The organism is Methylobacterium sp. CM6244, assembly GCF_054817885.1.
In genome coordinates this window covers 2,528,310-2,542,006 of the sequence record NZ_CM139247.1, presented here as the reverse complement: position 1 = coordinate 2,542,006, position 13,697 = coordinate 2,528,310, and the positions used below count along the sequence as shown (strand labels likewise).

The following is a 13,697-nucleotide window of genomic DNA, read 5'->3' as shown; positions in this document are numbered from 1 at the left end:
CCGGACCTCGATTGACGATGGGCGGGAGGGATGGGACATCCCTCCCCCATGACGATGTCCGACACGACTCCGCCACCGCCCCCCGAGGCCGAACTCGCGCTCCTCAAGGACGAGGTGACCACGTGGTTCGCGAGCCTGCGCGACCGGATCCTGGCGGAGCTGGAAGCGATCGAGGCGGAGGCCGTAGGGCCGTTCCATCCCGATGCCCCGGCCGAGGCCGGACGCTTCGTGAAGACCCCCTGGAAGCGCACGGACCATAGCGGCACGCCCGGCGGCGGCGGCACCATGTCGATGCTGCACGGGCGCGTGTTCGAGAAGGCCGGTGTCCACGTCTCGCAGGTCTTCGGCGAGTTCGCGCCGGAATTTCGCGCTCAGATGCCGGGCGCATCGGAAGACCCGCGCTTCTACGCCACAGGCATCTCGCTCATCGTCCATCCCTGGAACCCGCATGTTCCGACGGTTCACATGAACACCCGCTTCGTCTCCACGACGAAGACGTGGTTCGGCGGCGGGGCCGACCTGACCCCCGTCCTCGACCGGCGCCGGACGCAGGACGATCCGGATACGCTGCGGTTCCACGCGGCGATGAAGGCGGCGTGCGACGCCCATGCGCCGGCGGCGGATTACGACCGCTACAAGGCGTGGTGCGAGGAATACTTCTTCCTCAAGCACCGCAACGAGCCGCGCGGGATCGGCGGAATCTTCTACGACTACCACTGGACCGGCGATCCGAAGGCCGATCTCGCCTTCACGAAGGATGTCGGCCTCGCCTTCCTGGATGCCTATCCGGCGATCGTGCGCGCGAACCTCTCGACGCCATGGACGGAGGAAGACCGGTTGGAGCAGCAGGTGCGGCGCGGGCGCTACGTGGAATTCAACCTGCTCTACGACCGGGGCACCATCTTCGGCCTGAAAACGGGCGGCAACGTCGCCTCGATCCTGTCCTCGCTGCCGCCCACCGTGCGCTGGCCGTGAGCGACGACCTTCCGACCCGGTTCGCGCCCCAGCAGGACGCGGCGCTCAAAGCCATCGCCGAGTGGCGCAAGGCCGGCGGTCCGCAGGTGTTCCGCCTGTTCGGCTATGCCGGCACCGGCAAGACTACCCTGGCGCGCCGGATCGCTGACGATGTCGAGGGCAATGTCGTCTTCGGCGCCTTCACGGGCAAGGCCGCCTCTGTGATGCGGTCGAAGGGCTGCCACGACGCCGCGACGATCCACAGCCTGATCTATCGCAGCAAGGAGACCGAGGAGGGAGGACCGGCCTTCACCCTCAACCGCACCGGCCCGGTCTCGAAGGCGGAACTCGTCGTCATCGACGAGTGCTCCATGGTCGATTCGGATCTCGGCAACGACCTGCTCTCCTTCGACAGGCCGGTCCTGGTTCTCGGCGACCCCGCCCAATTGCCGCCCGTTCGCGGCGGCGGCTTCTTCACCGAGGCCGAGCCCGACGTGATGCTCACCGACGTCCACCGGCAGGCCGCCGACGACCCGATCGTGCGTATGGCCATGACGATCCGTGAGGGCGGCCGGCTCAGCATCGGCGAGTATGGCGAGAGCCGCGTCGTCTCGCGCCGCTCCCTCGACCCGTCGAGCGTGCTCGAATGCGATCAGGTCCTTGTCGGGATGAACAAGACGCGGCGGCTCTACAACAACCGCCTGCGGGAGCTCGCGGGCCATACCGATCCGATGCCGGCGGTGGGCGAGAAACTAGTCTGCTTGCGCAACGACCGCACCAAGGGCCTGCTCAACGGCTCGACCTGGACGGTCCATGCCCTTCGCGCCGCGCCGCGCGCCGACACGATCCGCCTCGATGTCGTGCCCGACGACGACCCGGCCCTGCGCCGCCGGCCCATCGACATCAAGGTCCTGCGGGCGGTGATGTCGGGCTCCGAGGAGGAGATCCCGGCCTTCCTCAAGCGCGAGACCGACGAGTTCACCTATGGCTACGCCCTCACCGTCCATAAGGCGCAGGGCTCGCAATGGGACAATGTCGTGCTCTTCGACGAATCCTTCGCTTTCCGCGAGCACCGGGCCCGCTGGCTCTATACCGGGCTGACCCGTGCCGCCCGCGCCATCACCGTGGTTGTGTGAGCGAGGGCGATGCGGACTTGCCCGCGTCATCGTCCTCTGGGACAACGGCGAGAACGAAGGGGGAACTCACATGGTCTTGACGGGACGGTGCCGCTGCGGAGCGATCCATTACAGCGCCGAGGGCGAGCCGAGCCATAGCGCCCTGTGTCATTGCGCCGATTGCCGGCGCTCGTCCGGTGCTCCGGTGGTGGCCTTTGCCCTGTTCCCGGCCGAGCGGGTGACGATCTCGGGTCACCCGACCGATTACGAATCCTCGCCCGGCGTTATCCGGCAGTTCTGCGGCACCTGCGGCACGGGGCTGTTCTACCGTAACGAGGCGGTCTTTCCTGGCCAGATCGACATCCATACCGCGACCCTGGACGATCCCGAGGCGCTGCCGCCCCAGGTCAGGATTCAGATCGCCGAGGCCGCCTCGTGGTTCGCTCGGTTCGAGACCCTGCCGGCCTTCCAACGCTACCCGGAATAGCGCGGTTACGCTCCGGCGGAGGTTGGAGTCCGCGTTCTGAAAGACTACCTGACACCGGTCAGAACCAGACCGGAGTCAGCCTTGTCCCATTGCGCATCCGGCGGCCCGCCGCAAATGCACGCCACCACGATCCTGATGGTCCGCAAGGGCGGCAAGGTGGTCATCGGCGGCGACGGGCAGGTCAGCCTCGGCCAGACCATCGTGAAGGGCAATGCCCGCAAGGTGCGCCGCCTCGCCAAAGGCTCCGTCATCGGCGGGTTCGCCGGAGCGACGGCCGATGCCTTCACCCTGTTCGAGCGGCTCGAAGTCAAGCTCGATCAGTATCCCGGTCAACTGACCCGCGCCTGCGTCGAACTCACGAAGGATTGGCGCACCGACCGCTACCTGCGTCGTCTCGAAGCGATGATGTTGGTGGCAGACAAGGATGTCAGCCTGCTTCTGTCGGGCGCGGGCGACGTGCTCGAGCCGGAAGGCGGCGTCATGGCGATCGGCTCCGGGGGAAATTATGCCCTCGCCGCTGCCCGCGCCCTGGAAGATGGCGAGCACGATGCAGAGGCGATCGTCCGGCGAGCACTCGGGATCGCGGCGGAAATCTGCGTCTATACGAACGGCAATCTCGTCATCGAGCAGCTGGAGTTTTCTGCATCTTAGTGCCGGATTGCAGCTTCGATTAACGTAAACTTGCGGATGTTCCCCTAGCGCTATCGGCTGTCTTTCTCGGAAAGCTGGCCGACGGCGATGCGCATCAAAGCTAAAATTCTAGGTTTCGTCGGTCTCTGCTCGATGGTGACGCTCGTCGTCGCCACGATTAGCATCATGTCGCTCCAGACCTTCAACACTGCGCTCACGGATGCGAAACTCGCCTCCCAGCGGGCCCTCGATGCCGCGAACATGAACCGGCTCGTCACCAGCGTGGTGGTCGAGTCGCGCGGCATCTACGCGGCCAAGGATACGCAGGATGCCGAGAAATACGCGGCCCGGCTGAAGAAGAACCTCGAGGCGATGAACGTTCTCCTGACCGCATGGGCTCCGAAAGTGCCCGCGAGCGAGCGGGCGCTCTTCAAGAAGATCACCGCCGAAGCCGCCGGCTTCACTACTCTGCGTACGGAAACCGCACGTCTCGGCACGCAGGTTTCGCCGAAGGCCGCCGCCGAACAGGGCTTCAACGAGGCCAACCGCGCCAACCGTCAGGCTTTCCAGGACAGTATCGAGACGCTCGTGGCTCATAGCTCGGCCGAGGTCGAGGCTATCGACCGCTGGACGGACACGCTCTACGCCGAGCGCCTGAACCTGCTCCTGGCCTTGGCGATCGGCGGAACCCTGGGCAGTCTTCTCATCGGCGTCTTCGTCGGAGCGCGGGCGATCGCCCGGCCCCTGGCCGGCGTCTCCGCCGCGATCCGCCGCCTGTCCGAGGGTGATCTCACCCTTCCCGAGACGAAGGCCCGACGCGACGAGATTGGCGAGATCTGGACCAGCATGCGGGTCTTCTCGGCAACGATGAAAGAGGCAGCGGCGCTGCGGATCCAACAGAACGAGGCCGCTGGTATCGCGGGCCAACGTCGCCATGCCGAGATGGGCGCCCTGGCGGATCGCTTCCAGGGAAGCGTCGGCCAGATGGTGGGCACCCTGGCTGGCTCGGCCGCCGAGATGGAACTCACCGCCCGCACCATGGCCGCCACCGCCGACCAGACCAACCGGCAATCCACCGCCGTGATGAACGCGGCAAACGAGACCGCCATGAACGTTCAGGCCGTCGCGGCGGCGACCGAGGAACTCGCGGCGACGGCCAACGAGATCGGCGCGCAAGTGTCCCAGACATCCGCCGCCGCCGCCGGCGCGGTGGAGAGCGCGCGCCGAACTTCGGAGCGTGTCCGCGTCCTCGCCGACAGTGCGTCCCGCATCGGCGACGTGGTCGCCTTGATCTCCAACATCGCCAGCCAGACCAACCTGCTCGCCCTGAACGCCACCATCGAGGCCGCTCGCGCCGGTGAGGCCGGTCGCGGCTTCGCCGTGGTCGCAGCCGAGGTGAAAGGGCTCGCCGCCCAGACCGCGAAGGCGACGGACGAGATCACGGTTCAGATCGCCACGATCCAGGAGGCGACCCGCGACACGGTGGGCGCCATCGAGGAGATCGGCTCCACCATCGGCACCGTCCATACGATCGCGATGGGTGTCGCGGCGGCGGTGGAGCAGCAGCAAGTGGCCACGCAGGAGATCGCCCGGAGCGTCAACGATGCCGCGCGCGGAACCCAGGCCGTCACCGAAACGATCGCGGACGTGCAGCTGGCCGCCGTTCAGACCGGGGCCGGCGCATCCCAGGTTCTGGCCGCCGCCGAGCAATTGACGCAGCAATCCAACAGCCTGGGCAACGAGGTCGAGGATTTCGTCGGCGGCATCCGCGCAGCCTGACCGTCTTGCCCGACCATCTGGAAAGGGCGGGTGCCGACGCTTAGATCGGGGTCGTGCAAGACCGCGTGCTTCTCCTGACCCACCGCAACGATCCCGCCGCAGGCTCGCCGCATCTGGCCGGGCCGGCGGCGTTCCTGCATGAATGGGCTGGCACTTCCGACAGGTCGGCGTGTCGTCTCATCGCTGGCCTGTCCCGGTACTCGCCCGCTGCAGGCCGCGTCGGGTATCATTCGCTGACGGATCGGCTCGGCGCCCTCCCCTCATCTCGGGCAGCTCAACTGCCGCATTCGACCGGAGCGTGATGACAATTTTTTCTCCCCGCGAAATCGTCTCGGAACTCGACCGGTTCATCGTCGGCCAGCATGACGCCAAGCGTGCGGTCGCTATTGCCTTGCGGAACCGCTGGCGCCGTCAGCAGCTCGTGGGGCCATTGCGCGAGGAAGTCGCGCCGAAGAACATCCTGATGATCGGCCCCACTGGCTGCGGCAAGACCGAGATCGCCCGTCGACTGGCCAAGCTCGCCGGAGCGCCGTTCCTCAAGATCGAGGCGACGAAATTCACCGAGGTCGGCTATGTCGGCCGCGACGTCGAGCAGATCGTGCGCGACCTCGTGGAGGTCGGTATCGGCCTCAAGCGCGAGGAGAAGCGTCGTTCGGTCAAGGCGAAGGCCGAGGCGGCGGCGGAATCGCGCATCCTCGATGCCCTGGTCGGACCGACATCGGGCCAGGCCACCCGCGAGAGCTTCCGTAAGAAGCTGAGGGCCAGCGAGCTCGACGACAAGGAGGTCGAGATCGAATTGTCGGGCGGATCGCCAACCGGTTTGCCGATGTTCGAGATTCCCGGAATGCCCGGAGCCTCCATGGGGGCAGTCAATATCGGCGACATGCTCGGCAAGGCGCTCGGCGGCCAGAAGGGCAAGCCGAGGCGTATGACCGTGCGCGAGGCCTACGCTCCCCTGCTCGCCGAGGAATCCGACAAGCTGGTCGATTCGGAATCGCTGACGCAGGAGGCGATCCGCGAAGTCGAGAACAACGGCATCGTGTTCCTCGACGAGATCGACAAGATCTGCGCGAAGGAAGGCCGCTCATCGGCAGATGTTTCACGGGAAGGCGTACAGCGCGACCTGCTGCCGCTGATCGAGGGAACCACGGTGGCGACGAAGCACGGTCCGGTGAAGACCGACCACGTGCTGTTCATCGCCAGCGGCGCTTTCCACGTCTCCAAGCCGTCCGATCTTCTGCCCGAGCTACAGGGGCGCCTGCCGATCCGCGTCGAGCTGCAGCCTCTGACGGTAGAGGATTTCAAGCAGATCCTCACCACCACGGAGGCGAGCCTGCTGAAGCAGACCGTGGCGCTGATGGCCACGGAAGGCGTGACCCTGGATTTCACGGACGATGCCGTGGACGCCCTCGCACGGGTCGCCGTGGAGGTGAACAATTCGGTGGAGAATATCGGCGCGCGCCGGCTCCAGACCGTGCTGGAGCGGGTGATCGACGACATCTCCTTCACTGCCACCGACCGGTCGGGGGAGACCGTGGCGATCGACGCCGCCTATGTTCGCGAGCGTGTCGAAAGCCTCGCCGCGAACGCCGATCTCAGCCGGTTCATCCTGTAGCCCTCGTCCCGGCGAGGATTCAGGCCGCGACGGCCGTGAGGAAGCGTCCGATCTCGGCTTCGAGTTCGGCCGCGACGTTTTCCACCTGGGCGGCGCTGCCCTGGACACTTTCGGCCATCGTGGCTGTGCTGCGGGCTGCACCCGTGACGGTGCCGAGATCGCGTGCGATCTCCACTGAGGTGGCGGCGGTGTTCCCGGCATTGCGTGAGATCTCGCCGGTCGCCGCGCCTTGTGCGGCGACGGCTGTCGCGAGCTCGGTGGTCATCGCGCTGATCGCACCCATCCGATCCGTCACACGGCCGATGGCATGGGCGGCCTGATCCGTCGAAGTCTGGACGGATGCGACCTGACTGGCGATCTCGTCCGTCGCCTTCGCGGTCTGGCTCGCCAGGGCTTTCACCTCCGCCGCCACGACCGCGAAACCACGGCCGGACTCGCCGGCCCGCGCGGCCTCGATCGTGGCGTTCAGGGCGAGGAGGTTGGTCTGTTCCGCGATGGCCCGGATGAGACCCACGACGGTGCCGATGCGTTGCGCGGTATCGGCGAGCTGCCCCATCTGCTGGTTGGTGGCGGACGCTTCGCTAAAGGCTGCGTCGATCTCGGCCTTGGCGACATCGAGGCGGGCGCCGATCTCCACGATCGAAGCGGAGAGCTCTTCGGCGGCGCTTGCGACGGTCTGCACGTTGGCGGAAGCCTCGCGCGAGCCTGCCGAGGCGCCTTCCACCGCACGGGTGGCATCCGAAGACGCGTCCGACATGGCGGCGGCGCGGGTCCGAAGCTCGCCCGTCTGCGCGCCGACCAACCGGACGGATTCTGCGACTTGCGCTCGGAAACGGGCGATCTCGGCCTCGATGAACGCACGGCGGTCCTGAATGTCCTTGGCACTCGCCATCCGCTCGGCTTCCAGTTCGCGGGCCTTCAGGCTGGTTTGCCGCAAAGCCTCGAGGGCACGGGCCACGGCACCGACTTCGTCTCGTGCGTCGCGATAGGGGATCGCACCCTCGAGATCCCCTGAAACGAGACGGGAGGTCCGCTCCGCGACCACGCGAATGGGTCGAAACATGCGGAACGCGGCAAAGCCCAGGACGAGACAGGCCAGGAGCGCCACGGACAAAATCGTCCAGCGCACCGTCGAGATGGTCTGGGCCTGGACCACGTCGTAGGCTTCGAGGGACACGCCTACGAACAGGATGCCGTTGACCCGACCCTTCGCATCTTGCGTCGGTTGATAAACGGTGAGGTACCGGCGGCCGAACAGGGTCGCGGGCCCGAAATAGGGTTTTCCGCTGCGGATCAGTGCCTGAGCGGGGTGGTCGACGGCGAGGTCGGTGCCCACTGCCCGCTCGCCATTCTCCTTCTTCACCGTCGTGACGCGCCGCACGAAACGGTCGCCCGCCGAATCGTAGGCGAAGACCGTAGCGGTTCCCCCGACATAGGCGACGGTGCGGTCGACGATGGATTGATCGCTTAATGCGCCGAGGTCCGGCGATCTGGCCAAGGTTACCCGATCCCCGTCGAATCCGATCTCTGCTCCGGGGACCGCATCTCGATAGACCAAACTCAGCGTTCGCAGATGACGGTTCCCATCGGCAGCCTGCTTCTCCTTGAGCTGGTGATCGATCTCCCAGTTCGTTGCCATGAGAAGAGTCACGGATACCAGAATAATCATTGCCGCCGTGAGGAGGATGACTTTCCCGGTCAATGATCGAAGATACAACATCATGCCACAATCCAAGCACAGAAATATGGTCGAGGCATGTAGTGAAGCACGATATATTTATCGGACTATTAATAGTGCCCGTTGATTTGACAAAGCAGTCTAATTTTTCATCTACAATTATATTTCTGATTTCTACTCGGTCCGCGGTAGATAAGGAGATGAATTGTGCTGTTAATAGTCGCCCCTATGGAACTGCCGGGCGCCGAACCGCTATCCGTCTCACCGGGGTTCCCAGACTTGTCCCGGACGCAGGGCAACGAACCGCTCCGGCGGAATTCCGCCTGCCGCGCATGCCGCCGCCAACGCCTCCGCCGGCTGTTGGATGCCCTCATCGGTGAGGCGGAACGTGCCCCAATGGTGCCCGAGTAGCTGGTCCGCTCCGAGCAACCCGGCCGCGACGACGGCGTCGGCCGGGTTCATGTGCTGGGCTTTCATGAACCACCGTGGCTCGTAAGCCCCGATCGGCAGGGTCGCGAGGCGGGGAGGACCGAAGCGCTCGCGGGCATCGCGGAAGATCGCGCCATCGGCGAGACCGGTATCGCCGGAATGATAGACGACACCGGACGGGCTGGTCAGGACGTAGGAGCACCACAGCGCCATGCGCTTGTCGTTCAGCCCTCGCGCCGACCAGTGGTTGGCCGGTGTCATATGCACGGTCAGGTCGCCGCCGAGATCGATGGACTGACCCCAGTCACGCGTCTCCACATGCATCGTATCGTCGTAGGACCGAAGGATGCTGTCATTGCCCAGCGGCGCGACGATCAGGGGCTGATAGCTTTGCCAGAGCCGCGCCACGGTCGGCCCGTCGAGATGGTCGTAATGGTTGTGAGTGATGAGCACGACGTCGATGGGCGGAAGAGCGTCGAAGGCGATGCCCGGAGGATTGACCCGCTTCGGACCCGCCAGGGAAAACGGGCTGGCGCGGGGGGCGAAAACCGGATCGACGAGGATGTTGCGGCGCGCGACCTGGAACAGGTAGCTCGCATGGCCGATGAACGAGACGCGCAACCCGTCGACGCGCTCGGGCGGCGTATCGCTGAAGGGGCTCGGAAACGACGTCGGCCAGGCGATCCCGGCCCGCTCCCGCTTCCAGCGCAGGATGTCACCCAGCACCTTGTCGGGCGGCTGATCGACGCCGTGGAATTGAAGTCCGTCGAAATTATCGGTGACGGGGCCGTTGTAATAGGGGTTTCGGCCCTTGCTGCGCCGGTGCGCCGCGTAGCCGACGCCGCCTAGCGTCATGACGGTGACCGCGGACAGGGTCGCGAGAAGGCTTTGCCGTTTCATCGTTCCGAGATGGCGGTGGCCGCCGGGCAATCAAGACGCGTGCGTCAGGCTTCGCACTCCTTCGGCATCACGGCGACCAGTTCACCAGCGAGCGCGCGGATCTTGCGATGAGCCTCAACCTCGACCTCCTCGCGGGTCTTGTTCTCGGTGGGAATGGCGACCACGCCGGTGATCCGCCCATGCACGCCGATGAGCGTGAAATTGAATCGTCCCATGCGGCTGCGGCGAACGACGTAATGCGGCAACGGTTCCGTCCCTTCCAGAAGGCATCGGCCTGAAAGGAGCAGCTACGGGGCGGCTGACGGAAAAGTTTCAGGACCGCCAGCGCAATTCCTGCTGAACCAGCGGGTTGCGGAAGGGCCGCGTCTCGCGCGCCGCCTGAAGGGCTTCCCGCTTGAGACGGAAGTACCATTGCGAAGGGAGATCGCTCTGGCCGAACAGCACCATGGTCGGCTTCCGGTCGAGGCCGGCCTGGGCGTGCTGGAGCACCTGCTGGTCCTGCGTCAGGAACTGCCGCATGAGCGGCCGCGCAAGCGGCTTCAGCAGGTTGAGGAGCGGCATGTTCCAATAGAGGGCGTTCGTCAGCAGGGTGCGATTGTGCGTGAGCGGCGTCGCGAATGTGTAATTGGCCACCCGCTTGGCTCCGGCCTCGATCCGCTCCAGCCGCACGCCCGGCAGGCGAAACTCGATCTCGACCTCCGGTACACCGCCCAGCAACTTGTAGACCGGCGAACTCGTCGTCGTGGAATGACTCGACATGGTGAAACCGTGCGGCGTCGGCGTGAACGTCTTCACCTTCTCTCGTAATTCCTTCGACGGCCGGAACCACCAGGAATCGTGGACGAAGGCCACGTGGCCGGGGTCGACGAGGCTCAATGTGGTGAGGTCGAACGAGGCCTCGACCACGAGTTCGACCACGAGGGAGCCCGCCGCCTCGAAGCCGAGCTCCGGTAGGGGCGGCAGGTCACCGCCCGGCGCACCCAGGAAGGGATTCACCCAGACGAAGCCGGCGCTCTCGCGAATGGGGAAGCGCTGGACCGTGATCCGCGTGAAATCCGCCGCATCGGCGGAGGAGAGGGTCGGTACGTCGCGGCAGCGTCCGTCCGTGCCGAAGCGCCAGCCATGGAACGGGCAGGTCATCGCATCGCCGTCGAAACGTCCCTTCGACAGGGCCATGCCCCGGTGCGGGCAGCGGTCGCGCATGGCGAAGGCGGCTCCGGCCTTGTCGCGGCCGAGCACGATCTGCTCGCCGTTGAGTTCGACCGCCCGCAAGGTGCCGGCTTTCAGCGTGTCGGAGCGGCCGACGCAGTAGAAGGCGTCGGGCAGCGGCTGGCGCATGGCGTCCGGGTCGAGTGCCGCGTCGTCGATCGCCGAATGCGTCGCCGTATCGGCCTTTGCCTGGGTCGGCAGGGATGAGAGCATGACGGGCTGCGATAGTCCTGTATCGGTCTCGCCTCCGGCGACGCCCGATCCGTTCGGATATCGGCCGACGCGTGGCGAAGGGCGCCCCGTCTTACGCTTCGGTGGCGGCGGTGACCATAAGCGGAAAAGGCCAGCCGGGACCGTGGTCCCCACATGATCGGAATTGTGCGCCGTCCCGCTCGCCGACGGAGATCTAGCCCGCTCCTGGTGCCGGTCTTCGGCACAGGGAAGCGACGAGCCATCAATTCCTGAAGGAGCTGTCGCGGGATGTGGACATGCAGGAAACCGCCGCTGGCAAAACTAAATGTAGCACAAAATAAATAACGGTCATTTGTTACGATCGTTCCATCGTTTTAACAATTTTTTAATCTCCATCATTTCATTTATGTAGTCTGGTGATCCATATTGAGACGCTGCGATGATTGGATCGACAATATACAGCTCTTCTTCCGCGACGCGGACGGGCTTTGCCGTGGCCGACCCGAAACAGGCCGCCGTGACGTCGCCTCAAGCCCGCAGCAGTCAAGCGGAGGGCTCGAATCAGTCGGTCGGCACAGTCTCGCCAACTCAGACGACCGCGCAATCTGCTCGCGCCAAACTTGATGCGGATTATGCCAAGGCAGTAACGCAAGGAACAAACATTGTCGCGGATACCGCGCATGGCGGCCGGCACCTCGACGTATCGTCTCTGAATGACGAAGAACTGGCCGCCGTATCAGCAGGTGGTGGCTTCAGCGATGATGAAAGCCTGACAGCGAAAGCAGAATTGGCTGTACGCATGTGGGCTACCTTGGCGCCTTTCGAGGGGAATCCGCGCGCATCGGCTATGGCTGTCAGGGCCCTCTATCCGGCGCTTAGCGCCACTGTTCGCGAAGCGCTTGGTTGGAACGAGGAAACTCTCTCTTCAAGCGACGCGCTTATCCGGAATTTTAGTGGATCCGACCAGAACCGGGAAAAAGACACCGTTCTCGAGAAGCTGCGAACTATGCCGCAGTCTTTAGACACGTTGAAATTCGATGCCTCTCTGATGCCTTTGAAAGGCGGTACGGTCGATGTTCTAGCCTAGTCTGGAAGACTGAGCATTGGGCGCTCGCATTGCTGAATGCGAGTTCAGAAGGAGATCAATTCTGCCGATTGCCGCCGATGCCCCTCGGCAGAGTTTCATGGATAAGTTGACGATATTGAGGGAGTACGCGTGGAACTCCGGATGGCAGCGGGAAGTGCGCGGGCGGGACCGCTCCAGAACATCTCGACCGGCTCGTCGACATTCGCCACGGAATAGGAGTGGCCAGAGGAGCACGGAGAGCAACAGGCCGATACGCAGGTAATCGAAGCCCGACGTGAAACCGGATCCCTTCGCCATTTTGCCGTCGATGGACATCATTGCCCGAAAGCCTATGGCCAGCAACGAAGCCTTCACCACCATGGAAATCGTGTCGTAAAAATGCTCCATCGTGACGCGATCACAATCGGTGTGATTCGAACCGCTAGCATCAACGGCATCGCGCCGCGCGGGCATCCGCCGCATCCCTCGAGGGTTGCTCTCACGGAGCATGCGCGGGCGGTCGGAAGCCCCCCAGCGGCGAGGCGCCGCGCCCACCGCATCGGGGCTTTTCAAGCTGCGGATCCGTGATTAGCTTGGGGTTCTCGCAACGAACGAAAGGAGGTGATCCAGTGTCTCATTGCCTAAATCAGCCGCTTACCTCGGCTAACCGGACCTGGAACGTCGCCTCCGGCGCGCACGCCTAGCGCGTTAGAGGACCCCTCATCGGGTTCGGCCGAACGGATAAGTGGTTCGGCAATGGAAGGGCCGCCCTCATGGGGCGGCCCTTCGTCGTTTGGGTGTTGGCGGTTGGATCGTTCAGCGCTTCTGGAAGAGAGGCTGCGCCAGCGCCTCCGCACGGGCCATCCAGAGATCGCGGTCGGAGCAGGCCTCGGCGAGTTCAGCTGCCTCTCTCTCGGAGCGCATGCGCGCCTCGTCGAGTTCCTCGATCAAAAGGGCCTGCAATTCGCTGAGACGGTCGCGCTCGGCGCGCAACTCATGAAGTTCGGCCATTTCCTTCTCCACATGGAAGCGCAGGCGGCGTAGCTCCTGGGCGAGAACCCCTTGGAGCTGGTCGTACCGGTCGCCCTCGACCTGGAGCTTGGCCTTGAGCATGAGATTCTCGGCCATGAGTTCCGAGAGATCGTCCTCTGCCGGTTCGGCTTGAGCGGGCGGCGGGACGACCCGGGGCGACCAGGACTGAGCCTGCGGCTCGGGCTTCTCGACCGCGGCCGGCCTCTCGAACAGCGCGACCTTGTCAGCCGCCGGCCTGTGCGGCTCGGCATGCTGCGACGCGACCGCCGCCTGTTCCTGTGCGGTGGTGGCGGCCTTCATGGCCGCCAGCCAATCCCGCAGGGGTCCGGGTGCCGGACGCCCATTTACTTCCTGTGCCTGGTTGTGACGGGCTGGTTCCGACATCGCTCGCGTCCTCATGTGTGAGGAGCATTGGATCAAACCATGCTTAACGAACCGTAAAAGTTAAGGAAAATTAGCTGTCCCGAAACGCGGAAAATCCGAGGCTTTTACATTGAGGCGGACGTCCTCGGGTCGTCTTTGCACGGCGTGGATCGCCCGGGATGGAACCTGCGTCATCGGGCCCCCGGCGACTGGCCCTGACCGGGCGCAATCCGCCAGTACCACCAAGC

Annotated in this window: 13 protein-coding genes; 7 read left to right on the top strand and 6 right to left on the bottom strand. The window is 64.8% G+C overall.

Annotated elements, in window-relative coordinates:
- Positions 1-54 precede the first annotated feature (54 nt).
- From hemF to hslU, 6 genes are all read left to right on the top strand, one after another.
- Positions 55-975 carry an oxygen-dependent coproporphyrinogen oxidase gene (gene hemF, locus ACYQML_RS11730; RefSeq protein WP_200919154.1) on the top strand — a complete coding sequence of 307 codons (921 nt, stop codon included), beginning with the start codon at positions 55-57 and terminating at the stop codon, positions 973-975.
- Entirely contained in the window at positions 972-2,090 is a 1,119-nt protein-coding gene (locus ACYQML_RS11725; RefSeq protein WP_056429842.1) for an ATP-dependent DNA helicase, read from the top strand. Before hemF ends, ACYQML_RS11725 begins: the two co-directional genes overlap by 4 nt.
- Positions 2,091-2,160: 70 nt before the next feature.
- Positions 2,161-2,556, top strand: a complete 396-nt coding sequence (locus tag ACYQML_RS11720) for a GFA family protein (RefSeq protein ID WP_207413589.1) — start codon at positions 2,161-2,163, stop codon at positions 2,554-2,556.
- Positions 2,557-2,670: 114 nt separating this feature from the next.
- A complete protein-coding gene (hslV, locus tag ACYQML_RS11715) occupies positions 2,671-3,207 on the top strand; it encodes an ATP-dependent protease subunit HslV (protein WP_461235598.1) in 537 nt (178 codons plus the stop codon).
- 87 nt (positions 3,208-3,294) lie between these two features.
- Positions 3,295-4,965 (top strand): methyl-accepting chemotaxis protein, encoded by a 1,671-nt coding sequence (locus ACYQML_RS11710; protein WP_461235597.1) that lies wholly within the window; start codon positions 3,295-3,297, stop codon positions 4,963-4,965.
- A gap of 301 nt (positions 4,966-5,266) precedes the next feature.
- Positions 5,267-6,580 (top strand): ATP-dependent protease ATPase subunit HslU, encoded by a 1,314-nt coding sequence (gene hslU / locus ACYQML_RS11705; RefSeq protein ID WP_461235596.1) that lies wholly within the window; start codon positions 5,267-5,269, stop codon positions 6,578-6,580.
- Between the two features lie 19 nt (positions 6,581-6,599).
- On the opposite strand, the gene ACYQML_RS11700 is transcribed toward hslU, so the two are convergent.
- From ACYQML_RS11700 to ACYQML_RS11685, 4 genes are all read right to left on the bottom strand, one after another.
- Positions 6,600-8,078 carry a methyl-accepting chemotaxis protein gene (locus tag ACYQML_RS11700; RefSeq protein WP_246748121.1) on the bottom strand — a complete coding sequence of 493 codons (1,479 nt, stop codon included), beginning with the start codon at positions 8,076-8,078 and terminating at the stop codon, positions 6,600-6,602.
- 441 nt (positions 8,079-8,519) lie between these two features.
- A complete protein-coding gene (locus tag ACYQML_RS11695) occupies positions 8,520-9,587 on the bottom strand; it encodes an MBL fold metallo-hydrolase (RefSeq protein ID WP_207413581.1) in 1,068 nt (355 codons plus the stop codon).
- 44 nt (positions 9,588-9,631) lie between these two features.
- The gene (locus tag ACYQML_RS11690; RefSeq protein WP_461235595.1) at positions 9,632-9,802 is read right to left on the bottom strand and encodes a hypothetical protein; all 171 of its coding nucleotides are present in this window, start codon (positions 9,800-9,802) and stop codon (positions 9,632-9,634) included.
- 97 nt (positions 9,803-9,899) lie between these two features.
- Complete coding sequence (locus tag ACYQML_RS11685) at positions 9,900-10,925, bottom strand: Rieske 2Fe-2S domain-containing protein (protein ID WP_461235712.1); 1,026 nt, start codon at positions 10,923-10,925, stop codon at positions 9,900-9,902.
- A 556-nt stretch (positions 10,926-11,481) separates the two neighbouring features.
- Here ACYQML_RS11685 and ACYQML_RS11680 point away from each other — a divergent pair.
- Positions 11,482-12,075, top strand: coding sequence for a hypothetical protein (locus ACYQML_RS11680; RefSeq protein ID WP_461235594.1), 594 nt, complete (start codon positions 11,482-11,484; stop codon positions 12,073-12,075).
- On the opposite strand, the gene ACYQML_RS11675 is transcribed toward ACYQML_RS11680, so the two are convergent.
- Both ACYQML_RS11675 and ACYQML_RS11670 read right to left on the bottom strand, forming a co-directional pair.
- Positions 12,067-12,528, bottom strand: a complete 462-nt coding sequence (locus tag ACYQML_RS11675; protein WP_461235593.1) for a hypothetical protein — start codon at positions 12,526-12,528, stop codon at positions 12,067-12,069. The genes ACYQML_RS11680 and ACYQML_RS11675 overlap by 9 nt on opposite strands.
- Before the next feature lie 342 nt (positions 12,529-12,870).
- A complete protein-coding gene (locus ACYQML_RS11670; protein WP_461235592.1) occupies positions 12,871-13,470 on the bottom strand; it encodes a hypothetical protein in 600 nt (199 codons plus the stop codon).
- Between the last annotated feature and the right edge of the window lie 227 nt (positions 13,471-13,697).

Coding starts and splice junctions, on each gene's coding strand:
- hemF (WP_200919154.1), top strand. CDS start 55: ATGTCCGACACGACTCCGCCACCGCCCCCCGAGGCCGAACTCGCGCTC.
- ACYQML_RS11720 (WP_207413589.1), top strand. CDS start 2,161: ATGGTCTTGACGGGACGGTGCCGCTGCGGAGCGATCCATTACAGCGCC.
- hslV (WP_461235598.1), top strand. CDS start 2,671: ATGCACGCCACCACGATCCTGATGGTCCGCAAGGGCGGCAAGGTGGTC.
- ACYQML_RS11710 (WP_461235597.1), top strand. CDS start 3,295: ATGCGCATCAAAGCTAAAATTCTAGGTTTCGTCGGTCTCTGCTCGATG.
- hslU (WP_461235596.1), top strand. CDS start 5,267: ATGACAATTTTTTCTCCCCGCGAAATCGTCTCGGAACTCGACCGGTTC.
- ACYQML_RS11695 (WP_207413581.1), bottom strand. CDS start 9,587: ATGAAACGGCAAAGCCTTCTCGCGACCCTGTCCGCGGTCACCGTCATG.
- ACYQML_RS11690 (WP_461235595.1), bottom strand. CDS start 9,802: ATGGGACGATTCAATTTCACGCTCATCGGCGTGCATGGGCGGATCACC.
- ACYQML_RS11685 (WP_461235712.1), bottom strand. CDS start 10,925: ATGCGCCAGCCGCTGCCCGACGCCTTCTACTGCGTCGGCCGCTCCGAC.
- ACYQML_RS11675 (WP_461235593.1), bottom strand. CDS start 12,528: ATGCCCGCGCGGCGCGATGCCGTTGATGCTAGCGGTTCGAATCACACC.
- ACYQML_RS11670 (WP_461235592.1), bottom strand. CDS start 13,470: ATGTCGGAACCAGCCCGTCACAACCAGGCACAGGAAGTAAATGGGCGT.